Genomic DNA, 18136 nt, shown 5'->3' on the forward strand with positions numbered 1-18136 from the left:
TTGTTTTTCAGCCCGCTTGATTTTCCAGCCAGTCCGCCAGCGAGGGACGGCTGCGTCCCTTGAAGCCCTGCATTGCAGGAGATGCGATCATGGCATTCAGGACCGCTTCCTGCGTTGTTTCGGCCGCCGCCTTGAACAGGAGATCGATTTTATCCTCCTGCAGAACATCGCGCGCGATGAAGTCGCTGTCGTTTGTGTGAGGCAGCCGCTGCGCTGTGGAGAATGCCAGGGCAATATCTCCACTGCCATTGCCGTAGAAGGCACCGAGCCGGCCAAGACCTGCGGCAGCGCGTCTTGCGACCCGCTTCAGTTGGCGGCTTTCCAGGGGCACATCGGTCGCCAGGACGACGATCACCGAGCCTCGCTCAACGATCTGGCCGCCAGCCGGCGGTTGAGGTTTGCGCCCGTCCGGGAGAATGAGGTCACCCGGTTTTCCGAAATTCGCCTGCACAAGGGCACCGAGGGTGAAATTTCTCCGGCCAAGTTCAAAAACGCGCGACGCGGACCCTATGCCGCCCTTGAATCCGAACGCACTGATGCCTGTCCCGGCACCGGCACTGCCCTGATCGAAATCGTCGGAGGCTGCGTCAAGCGCGGCAAAGGCGTCCGTTTCGCTCAGAACCATCGAGTTGATATCACTCAGATACCCGTCATTGCATTCCATGACGACCGGATTGACCGTGCCGCCGGAGCGATCAATGTCGGGGTTTATCGAAAGTTCACGTCTGATCAACGCATTGATACCCGTTCCCACGGCGAATGTGTTGGTCAAGAGGATAGGTGTCTCGAGCGTTCCGAGTTCCTCAACCTGAATGAGGCCGGCGCTCTTGCCGAAGCCGTTGATGACATCAACGCCGGCCGGCAGCTTTTCCAGGAAAAGATTTCCCGGATGCGGCAAAACGGCCGTGAACCCGGTTCTGAAGCTTCCTTGCCGCACCGTTTGGTGTCCGACCGTCACACCGGCCACGTCGGTAATCCGGTTGGCGGCCCCGGGCTGCAGGTCGCCGCACACAAGGCCGTGGGCACGCGCTGGCGAAATTGAATGCGACGACATGGAGAAGTTTCCGTTCTACGAGAATCGATCGCCTCTCATAGAAAGTGATTGTCTGCCGGTAGACAACACCGGAACGTGGCGGCCATCAATGAAACCACGCTTCAGGTCCTGGCCAGTAGGACCTCAAGGCCGATGACAAGCAGCGCGAGAAACAGAAAATAGGCCGCAAAACGTCCGTGATCGGTTCCGTCGATCACGACCTTGCGTAGCAGCGACCCGAACACGTCAAGCAGTGAGACGGTTACCAGGATGATGAGCAGGATTGCAGCTCCTGCCGAATAGTCGAAACCGCGCAGCGACTCCGACAGTGACATTCCGATCCCGCCCGCTCCAACGATGCCAAGAACGGTTGCGGACCGGACATTGGCCTCGAACCTGTAAAGCGAATAGGAAATCCAGAGCGGCAGAACCTGGGGAACCACACCGTAGATGATTTCCTGAATGACTGGAGCACCGGTCGCCTTGATGCCTTCTACGGGACGCGGATCGATCGCTTCGACCGCCTCGGAAAAGAGCTTCGCGAGCGTCCCTGTTGTATGGATCGTGAGCGCCAGCACCCCAGCGAGCGGGCCGAGGCCAACAGCAGCAACAAAAATCAGTGCGAAAACCAGTTCGTTGATCGCGCGGAAGGCATCCATCAAACGCCGGACCGGGAATACGATCCAAAAAGGGGCGATGTTGGACGACGACAACAGGCCAAACGGGATCGCCAGCGCAACAGACAGGAACGAGCCCCACACGGCCATCTGGACCGTTTCGAGCATGAGATCGAAGTAACTGTGCCAATAACGGAAATTCGGCTCCAGAAAGTCCTTCAACAGGAGCGCCATGTTGCCGCCGCCGGTCAGAACCTCACCCAGCCGATGCATGTCTGCGGGCCTGAAACTCCAGACCAGCATGACGAGTAGCCCGCCCCAGATCAGAACATCGAATACTTTTTCCTGCGTTTCGCGGCCGGGAACCTGGAGTTCAGGCTCGGCTTTGTTGATCAGATCGACATTGCTCGGCATGGGACTGCTTCCGTGGGAGGGACGAAAACGATGCAAGAGCTGTGAGTTCTCGCGCCGATCGCTATTCAGATTGCGTTACTTGCGCGGACGGGCAGCGGCCGCGGCGCGGATTTCCTCGATCTTGGCGTTGATTTCCACGATCTTCTTGGTCCGTTCGTCGTCGGAATAGGTGTCGTCACCTTCGATGGACATGCGCTGACGGATCTGGTCCATTTCGTAAAATGGCCACAGCTGTGCATTGGACGAGGGAATGAAAGGTCCCATATCGATCAGGGCAAGGTTTTCACGCGCTTGAGCGACTTCCTCGTCGGTTCCCTGACGGCCGTAGGTCATGAAGAAGTACATGATCTTCGACTTGATCTCGCTGTCCAGTTCCGGGCGCCACGCCATCGGGTCGGAGGCGATCAGCGGCGAGCGCCAGATTTCCTTCAGTTCGGCAAACAGCTCCGGCTTGGCATTCTTGAGACGCGAATACATGCCTGTCGAGGAAGCGACCGCGGCGTCAACCTGTTTTGTTGCAACCGAAATCAGGTTGGTCTCGTGGTTAGCGTTGCGGACAGTCTTGAAGCAGTCCTTCGGGTTCACGCCTTCCTTTGCGAAAACAAAGGTGGAGGGAACCAGGAACCCGGATGTCGAATTCGGATCGCCGATCCCGAAATCGAGGTCCTTGCCGCATTTCATGACGTCTTCATATGTCAGACCGGATTCTTTGTGGGTAATCATGACCGACCAATAGCCGCGATCGCCGGTTGCTTCCGTCGTCTGCGCGAAAATCTCCGCACCGGCACGGTCGACAGCAACCATTGCCGACTTGTTGCCGTACCAGACGACATCGACCATGTCGAAGCGCAAGCCCTCGATGACACCTGCATAGTCTGCGGCAAAGAAGGGCTTGACCGGCATACCGAGCGAAGCTTCCATCGCCTCGAGGAAAGGACCCCATTTTTCCCGTTGCGCTGAACTGGATTCAGTCGACAGGATGCCAAAGAACAATTCTTCCGGATTTTCACGGTCAGCCAGAGCCGGAGAGGCAAGGCCAGCCATGATGGCTGCAGACGCTGCAATACGCGCAAAAAACTTCATGTCATGTCTCCCAGGGGGTGTATCAGGCCGTTGCCGACATTGGCTCGGTCCCGAAGTCGTCGGCATCCGGCAGAACGAGTTCCTCGCTCGCCTCGCCATAGATCTCGCGCAGAAACTGTGTCGTCAGTGCATGGCTCGGACCGTCGAACACGATCTGCCCCGCGCGCATCGCAATCGTGCGCTTGCAGTACCGTCGGGCGTATTCGACCTGGTGCAACGAAACCAGGATCGTCGTTCCATCCTCTTCATTGATCCGCGAAAGGATGCTCATGACACGCTTGGCGGAGGCTGGATCCAGGGACGCGATCGGCTCATCGGCCAGGATGATGTTCGCCCCCTGAACCAGCGTTCGAGCAATCGCCGCACGCTGCTGCTGTCCCCCTGACAGTGTGGCAGCGCGCTGACGCGCTGTCTGATCGATCCCGACCCGATGAAGTGCTCGCATCGCGAGCTGTTTCTCCTCAGCCGTAAAAAGCCCAAGCATGCCACGCCATGTCGGAACCCGGCCCAGCAGACCCGCCAGGACATTCATGAGAACACTGAGCCGGGGAACGAGATTGAACTGTTGGAACACCACGCCAACACCGGTTCTAGTGGAAGCGATGCTCTTTGCGATCTTGCCTCCGTCCTGAACCTTCTTACCAGTCACGGTAATGCTGCAGCAGCCGGGTTCCTTGTCGCCTGCAATCAACCCGCTGACATGCCGGATCAGAGTTGATTTGCCTGACCCTGACGCACCGATAAGCGCGACGAATTCACCTTCGGCAACATCTACGCTCACCTTGTCGAGCGCTCGCGTTCCGCCAAGATAGGTCTTCGATAACTTGTCAATTTCGATCGCGTTCATCGCCACCCCCGCATTGACAGGGTGTTAGCAAATGGAACGCCGATAGAGATGAAGGATATGTGTCAGATTGACGAAACTAGGGTACGGAATGGTTGAAAAATGAACTTTGAGGGCACCGGCACTCGCTGAGACAACCGTGGGAAAAAGCAAAACGAAAGGCCTCCAAAACAGGAGGCCTTCGTTGATGAGGTTGGGTTATCAGCCGGTCTTAGTAGCAAACCTGACGATATCCGACGACCACATAACGGCCGTAGTAGGGGCTCCAGCGGCGCACCGGCTGGTTGTGGCAACGCACGGGATGGTAATGACGGCGCTGTGCCTGCGAGGCAATGATGGCACCAGTTGCAAGACCGATGATCGCACCGGCAGCGACTGCACCGGCCCGGTTCCCGGCGTGTGCCTCGGTCGGGGCAACGGCGACGGCGGCGGTGGCAATTGTTGCGACTGTAACGGCTGCGATGGCAATTTTACGAAACATAACGGGTCCTCTCAACTGGTGTTCAACTGTGTCTCTTTCCTGATGCACCCAAGATAGGACCGTCTCTCTCAGGTCGCTGTGATCACCATCACGTAAGGTCACATTCGTATAATTTCTCGAAATTACCGGTATAGTCGGCAACGAAAACCAATGCAGGAATGAAGAAATGTGGGTGATATTGGCGGTTTCCATCCAGATGCTTTCAGGGCCGAATGTCTGGCCTGTCCTGGACGAGGGCACGTTCGTCTCCGAGGCCGAATGCCAGGCCGTCCTGGACGAAGCCGTTCCCCGCACCCTTTCCGAACAGATGCGCATTGCCTGGGAACAGGGAGAACTGAAATACGTCTGTATCAGGGTCCGTGAACCGGCCTCGCCTGCGAACTGACCTCGGCCAGTGCGGCCGTCTGCTGCCTTGGCAAAACCCGAACCGTTTCCAATCGGATTTTTCTGACCCGTGCAATTTACAACGCACCGGTCTCGCGCTAGAGCACGTCCGCAGAAGAAACAGACCGCAAGACTGACTGGTACGGACGACACAATGAGCGAATTCAAATCGGATTTCCTGAACGTTCTCTCCGAACGAGGCTTCATTCATCAGATATCCGATGCAAAGGGTCTCGATGAACTATGCGCCAGGGAAACGGTTACGGCCTATATCGGGTTCGATTGCACGGCACCCAGCCTGCATGCCGGATCGCTCGTCCCCATCATGATGCTGCACTGGTTCCAGCAAACGGGTCACCGGCCCATTGCCCTGATGGGTGGAGGCACAACCCGCGTCGGAGATCCGTCGGGAAAGGACGAAAGCCGGAAAATCCTTACGGAAGCGGCGATCGAGGAAAACAAGGCCGGTATCCGGAAAGTGTTCGAAAAGCTGCTGCGTTTCGGCGACGGGCCCGGCGACGCCATCATGCTCGACAATGCCGACTGGCTCTTGAAGTTGAACTACGTCGATTTTCTGCGCGACATCGGCCGTCATTTTTCGGTCAACCAGATGATCCAGCGCGACTCGGTCCGCCTGCGTCTGGAACGAGAGCAGCATCTCTCGTTCCTTGAATTCAACTACATGCTGCTCCAGGGCTACGACTACCTTGAGCTCTACCGGCGCACTGGCTGCCGCCTCCAGATGGGCGGGTCGGACCAGTGGGGCAACATTCTTTCCGGCACCGACCTCGTCCGCAGACTGGCGGAGACGGAAGCTTTCGCCCTCACCTCGCCCCTGCTGACGACGGCCTCCGGCGCGAAGATGGGCAAGACCGCTGCGGGCGCGGTCTGGCTCAACGAAGAACAGCTTTCCGCCTATGACTACTGGCAATACTGGCGCAACACAGAGGACGCCGATGTCGAGCGTTTCCTGAAACTCTTCACGGTACTGCCGATGAACGAGATTGCCCGGCTGGCGGCTCTTCAGGGTTCGGAAATCAACGACGCCAAGAAGATCCTGGCGACGGAAGCAACCGCACTGATCCACGGGCGGGAAAAGGCAGACGAGGCCGCTGAAACCGCGCGCAGGGCCTTTGAAGAAGGCCAGTCCGCCGAAGGCCTGCCGACCGTTGAAATATCCAGAAGCGACCTTGAAGCGGGTATCGGCGTCCTGTCCGCCTTTGTCACGGCCGGTCTTTGCAGTTCCAACGGCGAAGTGCGCAGGAACATCAAGGGCGGCGCGGTCAAGATCAACGACAAGGGCGAGCAGAACGACAAGCGCATGCTGGGCTTGGATGACGTGTCCGATGACGGCATCGTCAAGCTCTCGCTCGGCAAAAAGAAGCATGTTTTGCTGAAACCGGTCTGACGCATCGACCGGCAATAGATCTGGGAACAGGGCCCAGATGCGTCAGTTCTGCTGGAACTCGAACATCTTCCGGAAAATGCCCGGCGCAATCGCCGAGATTGGATTGACAGACAGAACCGGGTCGGACACCGACCCGGACAGACGATAGGTCACGCCAATCAGGCCTTCGCCTGAGTTGCCGCCTAGCGCGAACCCCAGGATCGGTATCTTGGCGAAGAAATTGTTCAAAGCGTAGATCGGCACGAATGTCCCGCTCAGATTGAGCGTCTGTTCCTTCAGGTTCACCGTTCCACTGACAGTGCCGCCAAGGACATTTCCCTGCAGCGCGCCGCGCAGGATCGTCATGATGTCGCCGTCGCGGGTGAAGTTGATATCCATCGTATCGAAATTCGCTGATCCGTCCGATGTCCTGGCCGTGACAATCCGGGCATCCGGATCCGGGTTGGACTGTTCCCGTTCCCTGATGCTCTTGATCGCCGGGTCTTCGGTGATCCTAAGCGAACGCACCTTGAAATCGCCGGCCCAGCTGTCCTCGTCGGCCATGGCAACACTGATGACGCCGCGGCCGCCTTCCATCCGCTCATAGAAGTCGAGGAACTTGAGCGTCGCGCCGGTATCGGCGAACTGGCCGGTCGCAAGCTGGCTGCCCCCCTGTTCAACGATCTTGAACTCAAGATCGGAGCGGCCGTTGATTTTCCCGCTCAGGTCGGCGGTTCGAATACCCTGGGGCCCGGTTTCGACCTTTCCCGAAACCCCCTTGAGTGTCTGCTTGTTGAAACCGGTCACGCTCTGGAGCGAGACAGCGATGCGCGCACCTTCGGAGAAATCCCCGGCCCCCTGGCTGCCGCCGGGGCTTGTCAGGCTCTGAATTAGCCCGCGCCCGTCAAAAACAGAACCGGAGAAGATGATGTCGTAGCGGCCGTTCGCCGCGCGCTGAATCTCGACATCGGCGTCGTCGCCCGGCCGCAGTTTGAACGTGCCGAAGGAAGCGTCGATCAACTCTCCGGTCTTGGAAAGCTGCATTGATCCGGCAATGCTGGCGCCTTCAGAGGTCAGCCTGAAATCCCGCACCAGTTGCTTTTCATCCGTCTCGATGAGTTTGAACGTTGCTGTTGCCGGCACCCCTCTGGCCTTTTCCCAGCCAAGCGCTTCGAGCACAACGGTGGACTTGGTCAGATCAACGGAGAATTCCTGGCCATCGCTCAGGCCCGTTACGCTCAGGACTAGGTCGCCGTCAAGGAAGGCGGTAAGGTCTATGCCTTTCTCCTTAAGCTTCGCTGCAGTCACGGAAACAACGACATCCTGCTTGCTGGCGATGCCGGATTCACCGAGCGGCACAACGAGATCGATATCCGCATTCAGGCCATCGAGAACGCCGCTTCCCGTAATTGCAACCTGTTCCGGCGTTGCATCGATCTGAACATCCGCGTTTGCGATTGTCCGCCCCAGTATCGGATTCTCGTCAGTGAAGTCATCGAGTTCCCCGGTCACGCGCCATTGGACATCGTCAAGGCCGATCCCCTTGGCGAGCGGGAAGCGCGCGACAACGTCAATGCTGCCCTCGCCACTCTCGCCACCGGTCTTGAGCCCTGCCCGGTCGATGACATTCAATGGATTGCTGTTTGCCACCGCCGCAAGTTCGCCAATGCCGCCTTCCACCTGTGCTTCGACTTTCGCGGTCTTTCCCTCCCGCTGCGGCAAATTATAGATTTCAAAGACACTCTCCGGCACCGTGACCTGGCCGCCTGCGGCGGTCTCGGCCACGCCCCCGCCTGAGCGGACGGTCAGCACTTCGCCCGCCACCTTTAAGGAACCGGTCAAGCCCGATACTTGCGGCAGGTCTCCAAACGGTGTCACCGCACCGCCACTGAACGTGGCGTCCATGAGCATGTCGTCGCCCGACCAGCCGGCGTCAGGGTCCCTATGATTGAACGCCGGGGGACGGATCGCGGCGCTATAGGTGAAGTCCTCGATCAGGCCTTCCTTGATGTTGTCCGCAACCCACCTGCGGGCGGGAGGAACAAGCGTGATCGGCCACACCTGCTTTGCCATGGCAATGGGTATGTTCTCGCCGGAAGCGGCGATCGCGACATAGGGGCCGTCTTTTGTAATCTCGATGGTCGCAACCAGTTGCGCGATCGCTTTTCCGGATTTCGCGATGAAACGGTCCACCGATATCAAACGGTCGAGCGGATTGAACCTTGCCCTGATCTTTACACCGTCCAGCATTTGCGGCGCTTCGCGTATATCGGCCGAGCCGAACTGCGGAAAGTCCGATGCCAGACCGATTTGCCACGCATTGCTTCCTTCTTCTCCAGGCTCTACCTGACCGGAAAAAAAGATCCGCGTGTTTCCACGGATCACATGGGACTTGGTGATTTCAATCGCGTCCTGTCCCGCCTTGAAGAGCAGCGAAAGCGCGGCATCATCGAACGCAACAAGTGTTTTTCCAAGCTGGAACCAGCCGTTCTGAACGCGCGCGACCGCGTTGGCGTTCAGGAAATTGCCCTCACCGTCAAGCCTCGTTTCAACCTTTGCGGATGCGGGCAGTCCGAAACCCTTGCCTTGCCTGTCGAGCGTGGCCGGACCCAGCAACTCGGCAAGCGTAATGCCATTGACCACAATTCCGATGTTTTTTTCAGACGCGTCTTCCGGTGCGCTGCGCACCAGCTGGAGGCGCCACGTTGACACGTTGCCCGACACCTTCGCGTTCGCCCGGATGACACGGCGGTCGCTGCGCACAACGTCGGCATCGATCCCGTCAAACCGCCTGGGCTTGGCACCGGTGAGCTCGAACGTTCCGTTGCGGATCGAAACGTGTCTCAATCCCCGGCGGGCAAACTGATCATCCACGACGTCGCTCAAGCGATCGACCGCTTCCATCAGAGGGCCGATCTCCGGCAGCTTCGCGGGGCCTCCCTTGAGAGCCACGCTGACGTGCGGCTGTGTGAGTTGCAGAGACGAAAACCGGAGCTTGCCGCCAAGCAGCGCATCCGGATCAAGAGGAACGACCAGCTTTGGAAAACGGATTGTGACGGGAGCCGGTCCGTCGATTTCCAGGGCTGCTCCTTCAAGGATGATTTCGATACCGTCCTGTGCCGTGAAATCGACACTGCCTTGCTGCACGGCCAGTTCCACCGGACCGCGCGTCCCCTGGGAGGCAAGCACACTTCCCAGAAACGGGATCCGGACCGGGCCCGAAGCAAACAGCACGGCCAGACCGGCGGCCACGCAAACGAAAAGACCCAGAGCAGCCAGCCAGTAGCGTCTGCGAACGGATTTTCGCTCCGTTTTCTTCAAGTCACTGCCGCCAGATCTTCCCAACAAATTCGGTCCATTCTCCTGACTTGTGCAAGCCGACAGGCGCTGCCGAGATGCGCACCTGTAAATACCTGTTCTAGCGCGCATTGAACGAGTCGCAACGCGACCTATGATAATTCGAAAGTCGGAACAAAATCGACTGCTGCTTGCGAGCCGGCTACCGGTTCCGGGAAGAACGCACAAATTATGACAGAAGGATGACAAGATGCAGGAACTCGCCATCGGAGATGCGGCACCGGACTTCGACCTTGATGCTGATGGAGGTGGTCGGATCTCTCTGGGTGAACTCCAGGGAAAACCTGTCGTTCTTTATTTCTACCCGAAGGACAACACGCCGGGCTGCACAAAGGAAGCAATTGCCTTTACAGAATTGATTGAGGACTTCGCGAAACTCGGCGTGACGATTGTCGGCGTATCACCAGACTCGGCCAAGAAACACGACAATTTCATCGCCAAACACAATCTTGCGGTGCGCCTCGGCGCGGACACCGAAACGCACACGGCGGAGGCCTATGGTGTGTGGGTGGAAAAGTCCATGTATGGCAAGAAGTACATGGGTGTGGAACGCGCGACCTTTCTGATAGACAAGGTCGGAAAAATCGCCCAGGTCTGGAGAAAGGTCAAAGTGCCCGGACACGCGGAAGCTGTCCTTGACGCTGCCAAGGCGCTCTGACCGAAGCCGATCCAATCGAAGACGCAACCGGAACACCGATGAACCCTGACAAATCGCCTCCGACGCTAGTTGCCGGCGCCAAAGCCATCGTGTCGGCTTCGGATGTGTCGGAAAAGGTCAGGCTGGCTTATCTGGTGTCGAAAGCGTGGTTCAGCAGGGATCTGGCCCTTGGTACTCCTTCCAGGGACGGACACATGCCGGATCGCCCTGGACGCCCTTCGAGACCGGAGCTGTTGGCCCCGCGCGACATGCCAAAGCGGAAGCTGACCGGGAAGGCAGGCCGTCTCGCGCTGCTCCATTCTTTGGCGCACATTGAACTGAATGCCGTCGACCTGACATGGGACCTTGTCGGACGCTTCGCACATATTCGACTGCCGCGCACCTACTACGATGATTGGGTGCGTGTCGGTCTGGAAGAGGCGAAGCACTTTTCGATGCTCCAGGACAGGCTCTCCAGGCTTGATGCCGCCTATGGCGATCTTCCCGCTCACGATGGTCTCTGGCAGGCAGCCCAGGACACCGGGCATGACCTTGCCGCACGGCTTGCAATCATTCCTCTTGTGCTGGAGGCGCGTGGTCTCGACATCACGCCGCCGATGATGGAGAAGGCCCGAAAGTCTGGAGACGAGGACACTGCGAAGTGCCTTGAAGTCATCTACAGGGACGAAAAGAACCACGTTGCATTCGGTGCAAAGTGGTTTCGATTCTTGTGCGACAGGCAGGGAATCACCCCTGAACCGGCATTCCATGCATTGGTCAGAAAGCACTTTCGTGGCAATTTGAAACCGCCATTTAATGATCGCGCAAGATCGGAAGCAGGGCTAACCCCCGGATTTTACAAGCCTCTCGCCCCAATAACAGGTTAGAAATAATCCGGTTGCAGACGATTTATTAACCTTACCAAATTCTAATCAACCTCAGTTCTTTTGCAGAATGCAGACAGTGACTGAGTGAACATGCAACAATGTCAGAAATCGCAGCGACCGCTGAACGGGCCAAGAATGGCGACGCACCACGCGTCAGTGAACCGGGTCGCGAAGTCAACCACATACAGCGTGCGCCCCATGCATCTGATTTGCGGGGCGCTGGCATGCGTCGCCGTCACATTAGGTGTTAGCGGAACGGCGGCATATTATCTGATGCGCAGTGATGTGATGGCGGAAGCGAGTGCAGAACGAACCGAACTCGTGCTCGAATATCAGGATCACATCGACCGGTTGAGAGCCGAAATCGAAAAACTCACAAGCCGTCAGATGGTCGACCGCGAAACTGTCGAAATCCAGGTCATGGACGTGCTGCGTCGCCAGCAGGATCTCAACCAGCGTCACGCGATCGTCGCGGATCTTGTTGCACGGGCGGAAAGTGTCGGCATTTACCTGAGCAACGACAAGCCCCTGCCCCCGCCGAAACCATCACTCGATGCGCGCGAGCTTGCAACCATCGGCACGAACGACAAGTCTGCAATCGGCGGCGAGAGCGAATTGATCGAAGAACCGGTCAAGGCACTCGGACTGCGCGAAACAACCACCAGAAGCGTTGATCCGCTTTCGATCCTTCAAAAAACGGCACCACTGCCTGGCGCGCAGACCACCGTAAAAAAAAACACTGAAAAAAGGGCCGCGCTTGACGCCGTGAAGGAAGACATTTCCGAGATGGATGTCGAAAGCACGGCAGCCGTTGACACGATCACGGTTGCGACGGAAAGCCGGATCGAGGAGATCCTGAACATCACCAGTTCGATCGCACCGTCAATGAAGGCGGCGCTGCGCGAGAACAGTTCGATCGGCGGCCCGTTCACACCCATCTCCCACAAGACCTTTCCCGAGCGCCTGAGACGCGCGGACAACGCGCTTGAAACGCTGCGCCGTGTGAAGTTTGCCGCGCTTCGGCTCCCAGTGAAACGGCCCGTCCGCAACGGCACCATTTCGAGCAACTACGGCCCGCGGGTCGATCCGTTCCTGAAACGTCTGGCCATGCATACCGGCATCGATTTCAAGGCACCATACGGCGCACGGGTCTACGCAACAGCACCCGGCACAGTAACGGGTGCCAGGTGGAAAGGCGGATACGGCAAAATGGTCGAAATCAGGCATGCCAACGGCTTCGTGACGCGTTACGCGCATCTCAGCCGAATGCATGTAGCGGAAGGAGACCACGTGCTTGCCGGCGATCTGATCGGCAACATCGGCTCGACGGGCCGATCAACCGGTCCCCACCTTCACTACGAGATCCGCCGTCATGACAAGCCTTATAACCCGGGCGCATTTCTGACAGCCGGCAGCAAGCTGACCGAACTGTCTCTATGAAAAACGGGGCAACTCGCCCCGTTCTGCCTGATGGTTCTTGCTCAAATCAGTCGATGTCGTCGACTTCAACCGGGTCACCGCCGAAGACACGCTGCGCCAGTGCGGCCTCCATGAACTTGTCGAGATCCCCGTCTAGCACGTCACCTGGCGACGTGCTTTCCACTCCGGTTCGCAGGTCTTTCACAAGCTGGTAAGGCTGCAGGACGTAGGAGCGGATCTGGTGTCCCCAACCGATATCGGTCTTGGACGCAGCCTCCGCGTTCGCCGCTTCCTCACGCTTTTTCAGTTCCGCCTCATAGAGCCGGGCCTTAAGCATGCCCCAGGCCGTCGCCCGGTTCTTGTGCTGTGATCTCTCGGACTGGCACTGGACGACGATTCCGGTCGGCTGGTGCGTAATACGGACCGCCGAGTCCGTGGTGTTGACGTGCTGCCCGCCCGCACCGGAGGCACGATAGGTATCGATCCGGCAATCACTTTCGTTGACGTCGATCTCGATCGAATCGTCGATCACCGGATAAACCCAGGCGCTTGAAAAACTGGTGTGGCGGCGCGCATTGCTGTCGTAGGGCGAAATGCGGACAAGGCGATGAACGCCCGACTCCGTTTTCAGCCAGCCATAGGCGTTTTCACCCTTGATCAACAGCGTCGCGGACTTGATGCCGGCTTCCTCGCCGTCACTATAGGCAGGCACTTCCACCTTGAAACCGTGCTTCTCCGCCCATCTCCGGTACATCCGCAGAAGCATCGACGCCCAGTCCTGGCTTTCCGTGCCACCGGCACCGGAGTTGATCTCCAGATAGGCATCGTTTCCGTCGGCCTCGCCCGACAGGAGCGAGTTCAGCTGCAACTGGTTGACCTTGTCCTTCAGGCCGCGCAGGGCATCTTCGGCATCCTCGATGACGTCCTTGTCATCTTCCATCTCACCGAGTTCGATCAGCTCGATATTGTCCGCAAGATCCTGCTCAAGGCCCCTGACCCCGGTAATCCCGTCGTCAAGCTGCTGGCGTTCGCGCATGAGTTTCTGCGCTTTTGCTGGATCGTTCCATAGGTCGGGGTCCTCTGAGAGGGCGTTCAGTTCCTCCAGACGGACAAGAGCCTGATCCCAGTCAAAGATGCCTCCTCAGCAGGCTTATGGCCTGCTTGATTTCATCAACGATCGCTTCCATCTCGGCGCGCATCGGATACCTCGCTGTAGTGTGAGACGGCCCGGTTTTCCTGAACAGGACCGGGCCGTGAATTGGAGCGGGACATTAGCCGCGCAGATTGACAGTGTAAACCGCCAATGGGCGACGTGCCCCTATTGCGGAAACCGGCCGGTTGCCGGACGTGTCAGTAGAGACCTCCGGTGCCGACCGTCACTGCTTGCTGCGCCTCCGGCGAGACGGCAGTCGGGACACCGAGCTGACTTTGGAAGTCGATGATCGCGTAGCTGTCATTCGGTGTCATGCCGGGCTTGAAGGCCTCCAGGATCGCACCGGGGGCGCCGGGAGACGCACGTCCGCCGGTCCGCCGATTGATGGCAATGAGTTGCAGGCCACGCGGAACCCGGAACTCTACCGGCGGTTTTTCGGCAAGCGCCTTTTTCACAAAGTCGGTGAAGATCGGAGCGGCCACCTGACCCCCGGTCGCGCCGCGGCCCATGGGTTTGGGATTGTCGAAGCCAACGAACACGCCAACCGCCAGATCCGGCGTGAAGCCCATGAACCAGGCGTCCTTCTCGTCATTGGTCGTCCCGGTCTTGCCGGCGACCGGACGCTCGACGGCACGCACCGACGTGGCTGTGCCGCGCTGAACGACACCTTCCATCATCGACGTGATCTGATAGGCGGTCATGGGATCAAGAACCTGCTCCCTGTCGTCGATCAGGATCGGTTCCTGCTGACCTTCCCAGGCATTTTGCGTGCAGCCATCGCAGATGCGGCTGTCGTGCTTGTAGATCGTGCGTCCGTAGCGATCCTGTATCCGGTCAATCAGCGTCGGGCGAACCTTGCGTCCGCCATTTGCAATCGTCGCATAAGCCGTCGTCATTCTGAGGACCGTGGTTTCCCCCGCCCCCAGTGACATGGACAGAACCGGCAACATGTTGTCGTAGATGCCGAACCTCTTTGAGTATTCGGCAACAAGAGGCATTCCCATGTCCTGGGCGAGCCGCACGGTCATCACGTTTCTGGACAGCTCGATGCCCGTCCGGAGCGTGGAGGGTCCGTAGAACTTGCCGCCGTAGTTTTGCGGCCGCCATGTACCAAGACCCGGCCCCTGGCTGATTTCCAGCGGCGCATCCATGATCACCGAGGACGGCGTGTAACCATTGTCCAGTGCCGCCGCGTAGAGGAACGGTTTGAAGGACGATCCTGGCTGGCGGTATGCCTGTGTGGCCCGGTTGAATTCGCTCTGGGCGAAGCTGAAGCCGCCGACAAGCGCAAGCACGCGGCCCGTATAGGGATCCATGGCGACAAGCGCACCTGAGACTTTAGGGATCTGCCGCAATTCGAACGTACCGGGCGCCACCTGGCTTTCCTGGACGTAGACCACGTCACCGGGGGCAAGCACATCGGACACGGAACCCGGAGTGCGTCCGTTGACGCGCGCCCACTTCATCGTCTCCAGAAACAGCGGGCCGCTCTTGCGCTCTTCGGAGAGCTTGCCGCTGACCAGCTTGTCCGGCTGGACACCGACCGTGGCCTGTTCACCCCCGCTCTCCAGGACAACTGCGAGCGTCCATTCGGGAATGTCGCTGAGACCTTCGATCTTGCCGAGGTCGACACCCCAATCTGCACCGAGCGCGATCCGGTCGATCGGTCCGTTCCAGCTGCCGCGTTTGCGATCGAAATCGATGAGACCGTCCATGAGCGACTTGCGCGCCATTGTCTGCAATTCGGGGTCAAGCGTAGAACGAACCGACAAACCGCCTTCGTACAGGCGCTTGGTTCCGAATATCTCGGCAACTTCCCGGCGCACTTCTTCCGTGAAGTATTCGGCGGCAAACAGGCGGGACCCGGATTTGCGCGGTTTGACATCAATCGGTTTCTTCTTCGCAGCTTCGCCTTCTTCAAAGCTGACATAACCGTCGGCCACCATGCGATCGAGCACATAGTTGCGGCGCGCGATCGCGCGGTCGGTATGCCTGAACGGATGGTAGTTGTTGGGCGCCTTGAGCAACGCGGCCATGTAGGCGACTTCATCAAGTTCCAGCTCGTGAACCGACTTGTCGTAGTAAATCAGCGCGGCAGCGGCGATGCCATAGGCACCCAGGCCGAAGAAGTTCTCGTTGAGATAAAGTTCGAGAATTTCGTCTTTCGTGTAGGCCTGCTCAATGCGCAGGGACAGAATGGCTTCCTTGATTTTCCGGACAATCGACAGATCGTTTGTCAGCAGGAAGTTCTTCGCAACCTGCTGCGTGATCGTCGACGCGCCTTCCGGACGGCGTCCGGAACCGTAATTCTGTACGAAGCGGACAGCTGCGCGGGCAATGCCTTCAGGGTCGACGCCGATATGCGAGTAGAAATTCTTGTCTTCCGCGGATATGAAGGCCTGCTTCACCCGATCTGGCATGGCCTGTATCGGCAGGAACATGCGCCGCTCCGTGGCATATTCGGCCATGAGACTGCCGTCAGCCGCATGCACGCGTGTCATGACAGGCGGCTCATAGTTCTTGAGGGCCGTGTAGTCCGGCAGATCCTCATCAAGGTGCTGCAGATACATCCAGACACCCGCGGCGATCAAAAGAGCCAGCGCCGCGCCGATGCCGAACAGGTAGCCAAAAAATTTAACCAAGAATTTCATACTGCGGGCTCGTCTTTCCCCGTCATTGCTGCTTGTCGCTCTTTAGCACGGAAACCCTGACAGGGCACTCTCCGGCGCCGATTGTCACAATTACCTGACCGATACCTCTTGCACCAATATGGCGATGCTGAGGCAATTGCCATACAAGGCGCTCAATTTACGTGACAATTCACCATCGTCACTGCGAAACCGTTCCCTTCTGCCGGGCGAGCCTCGGTCTGAAGAAGCCGTGTATCGCGTCGCTCATGGCGTTCGCCATGCGCTCCCGCCACTCCTCGGTATTCAGAAGTTTTTCGTCGTGTTCGTTGGAAAGATATCCCAGTTCGACCAGAACAGACGGCACATCATGTGCCTTCAGAACCCTGAAACCTGCGGATCGGTGCGGGTTTTTGATCAGCCGGACGGCACTCTTGAGTTCGGTCACAAGTATCTTGGCAAAGTAATTCGAAAAGGACCTTGTCTCGCGTTTGGCAAGATCGAGCAGAATGTCGGTGACATCCGTCGGCTCTTCGTCCAATTCGACGCCGGCAATGATGTCGGACATGTTTTCGACCTCGGCCAATTCAGCGGAAAGCTGATCCGATGCCTTGTCTGACAACGTGTAAACGGTCGCTCCGCGTGCGAATTTTCTGCCGCGCCGAACCGAATCGGCATGAATGGAGATAAAGAGATCGGCTTCGAGTTCATGCCCGATCTGCACGCGCCTGGAGAGAGAAATGAAGGTGTCGTCCTCACGCGTCAGATGCACGTCATAAAGTCCGCTTTTCTCCAGTTTATCCTTCAGAAGATTCGCGAAATTCAGAACGATCGCCTTTTCGAGCGTGCCGCCCACACCCGTTGCCCCGTTGTCGATACCGCCATGACCGGGGTCCAGCACGATCAGGGGTTTGCCGCTCCGTTTGGCGTCGCCGCCCAGGCGATCCGTTTTTGGCACGGTCTTGGCGGCCTTCGCCTTACCCTTGGTACGCGAGCTCAGGACAAATGCGTCAAAGTCGTCCGGCGTGGACTTCACCAGGTCGATCACCAGTCTTGCAGGCTGGTCGTCAACAGCGGGCAGAAAGAAGGTCTTGTCGACGCTCACAGGTCCGCTCAAATCCATGACAATGCGTGACTTGCCTGGAGCGAAAAGCCCGAATCGCCACGTCGTGACCATGCCGCGTCCGTCTGTCCCGGCACCGTCCGGCAACTGGAAGTCAACTTCCGGCAGGTCGACGATCAGACGGAAAGGCTGCGCGAGTCCCGATATTTCCGGTTTGATCTGGGTGTCGAGGTCCAGGACGAATCGGGTACGCTCATCATCGCCTGCAACCCTCGCTCCAATGACCTTGGCCGGCGCCGCATGTGCACAAAATGTGTGCACGCCCCCCAGCAGGATCAAAAAAGTGAAAAAAAACAGAGCGGTCGCCGACTGGACAAGTTCATTCACCCTCGTCAAGGCCACGGCTTGAAGCTCCACCTCAGGTTTCGGCGCGTTTTTCTTCACAATTTCTCCGGCCAGGTCATGCATATTCTGTTTGTTTCTGTTCTCGGCTGCACTGTTTTATGCTGAGCACGGGCTCAGGAAAAGTGTTTGCGCGTTTCACATTGCTTGCAAAGCAGAGCGGCGGATCGTAAAAGTACCTTACGGATTTCGGTTCATGACCGATACCTTTCCCGGTGGCGTTAAAGGGTAGCTATCCACAACACCATCGAAAATCGTGGTCTCATTGCGAGGGAACAGAGGCCGTTCCATCGCGAAAAAAGACAGACCCGATGATAGAGGAACAGGTAGCGGCCCCCTTTGAATACG

14 protein-coding genes are annotated in these 18136 nt (G+C 58.2%); 5 read left to right on the forward strand and 9 right to left on the reverse strand.

Features of this window, described 5'->3' with window-relative positions; all coding sequences use genetic code 11:
- Positions 1-7: 7 nt before the first annotated feature.
- The 5 genes from RBB49_RS15500 to RBB49_RS15520 form a co-directional block, all read right to left on the reverse strand.
- Positions 8-1054, reverse strand: coding sequence for a P1 family peptidase (locus RBB49_RS15500; protein WP_306143758.1), 1047 nt, complete (start codon positions 1052-1054; stop codon positions 8-10).
- 101 nt (positions 1055-1155) lie between these two features.
- A complete protein-coding gene (phnE, locus tag RBB49_RS15505; protein WP_306143760.1) occupies positions 1156-2064 on the reverse strand; it encodes a phosphonate ABC transporter, permease protein PhnE in 909 nt (302 codons plus the stop codon).
- Positions 2065-2139: 75 nt separating this feature from the next.
- Entirely contained in the window at positions 2140-3147 is a 1008-nt protein-coding gene (gene phnD / locus RBB49_RS15510; protein WP_306143761.1) for a phosphonate ABC transporter substrate-binding protein, read from the reverse strand.
- Between the two features lie 22 nt (positions 3148-3169).
- Complete coding sequence (phnC, locus tag RBB49_RS15515) at positions 3170-3994, reverse strand: phosphonate ABC transporter ATP-binding protein (RefSeq protein WP_306143762.1); 825 nt, start codon at positions 3992-3994, stop codon at positions 3170-3172.
- A 208-nt stretch (positions 3995-4202) separates the two neighbouring features.
- Positions 4203-4472, reverse strand: a complete 270-nt coding sequence (locus tag RBB49_RS15520; protein ID WP_306143763.1) for a tyrosyl-tRNA synthetase — start codon at positions 4470-4472, stop codon at positions 4203-4205.
- Positions 4473-4638: 166 nt separating this feature from the next.
- On the opposite strand from RBB49_RS15520, the gene RBB49_RS15525 reads away from it, so the two are divergent.
- Positions 4639-4857, forward strand: coding sequence for a hypothetical protein (locus tag RBB49_RS15525; protein ID WP_306143764.1), 219 nt, complete (start codon positions 4639-4641; stop codon positions 4855-4857).
- A gap of 153 nt (positions 4858-5010) precedes the next feature.
- Positions 5011-6264: a tyrosine--tRNA ligase gene (gene tyrS / locus RBB49_RS15530; protein WP_306143765.1), complete on the forward strand. Its 1254-nt coding sequence runs from the start codon at positions 5011-5013 to the stop codon at positions 6262-6264.
- 42 nt (positions 6265-6306) lie between these two features.
- Here the strand turns inward: tyrS and RBB49_RS15535 are convergent, their stop codons facing one another.
- Positions 6307-9564, reverse strand: a complete 3258-nt coding sequence (locus RBB49_RS15535) for an AsmA-like C-terminal domain-containing protein (protein WP_306143766.1) — start codon at positions 9562-9564, stop codon at positions 6307-6309.
- A 226-nt stretch (positions 9565-9790) separates the two neighbouring features.
- On the opposite strand from RBB49_RS15535, the gene bcp reads away from it, so the two are divergent.
- The 3 genes from bcp (at position 9791) to RBB49_RS15550 (ending at position 12564) form a co-directional block, all read left to right on the forward strand.
- Complete coding sequence (gene bcp, locus RBB49_RS15540) at positions 9791-10258, forward strand: thioredoxin-dependent thiol peroxidase (RefSeq protein ID WP_306143767.1); 468 nt, start codon at positions 9791-9793, stop codon at positions 10256-10258.
- 38 nt (positions 10259-10296) lie between these two features.
- Complete coding sequence (locus RBB49_RS15545) at positions 10297-11124, forward strand: ferritin-like domain-containing protein (RefSeq protein WP_306143768.1); 828 nt, start codon at positions 10297-10299, stop codon at positions 11122-11124.
- A gap of 288 nt (positions 11125-11412) precedes the next feature.
- A complete protein-coding gene (locus tag RBB49_RS15550) occupies positions 11413-12564 on the forward strand; it encodes a M23 family metallopeptidase (RefSeq protein ID WP_306143769.1) in 1152 nt (383 codons plus the stop codon).
- Between the two features lie 46 nt (positions 12565-12610).
- Here the strand turns inward: RBB49_RS15550 and prfB are convergent.
- From prfB to RBB49_RS15565, 3 genes are all read right to left on the reverse strand, one after another.
- A protein-coding gene (gene prfB / locus RBB49_RS15555) for a peptide chain release factor 2 (RefSeq protein ID WP_306143770.1) occupies positions 12611-13742 on the reverse strand; the annotation gives its coding sequence in 2 pieces (ribosomal slippage) (positions 12611-13672 and positions 13674-13742; 1131 coding nt in all).
- A 151-nt stretch (positions 13743-13893) separates the two neighbouring features.
- Positions 13894-16338 carry a penicillin-binding protein 1A gene (locus RBB49_RS15560; RefSeq protein ID WP_306143914.1) on the reverse strand — a complete coding sequence of 815 codons (2445 nt, stop codon included), beginning with the start codon at positions 16336-16338 and terminating at the stop codon, positions 13894-13896.
- A 187-nt stretch (positions 16339-16525) separates the two neighbouring features.
- Entirely contained in the window at positions 16526-17788 is a 1263-nt protein-coding gene (locus RBB49_RS15565; RefSeq protein ID WP_306143771.1) for an N-acetylmuramoyl-L-alanine amidase, read from the reverse strand.
- Positions 17789-18136: the final 348 nt, after the last annotated feature.

Origin of the sequence: Roseibium sp. MMSF_3412 (assembly GCF_030733265.1) — a bacterium.
GTDB lineage: Bacteria > Pseudomonadota > Alphaproteobacteria > Rhizobiales > Stappiaceae > Roseibium.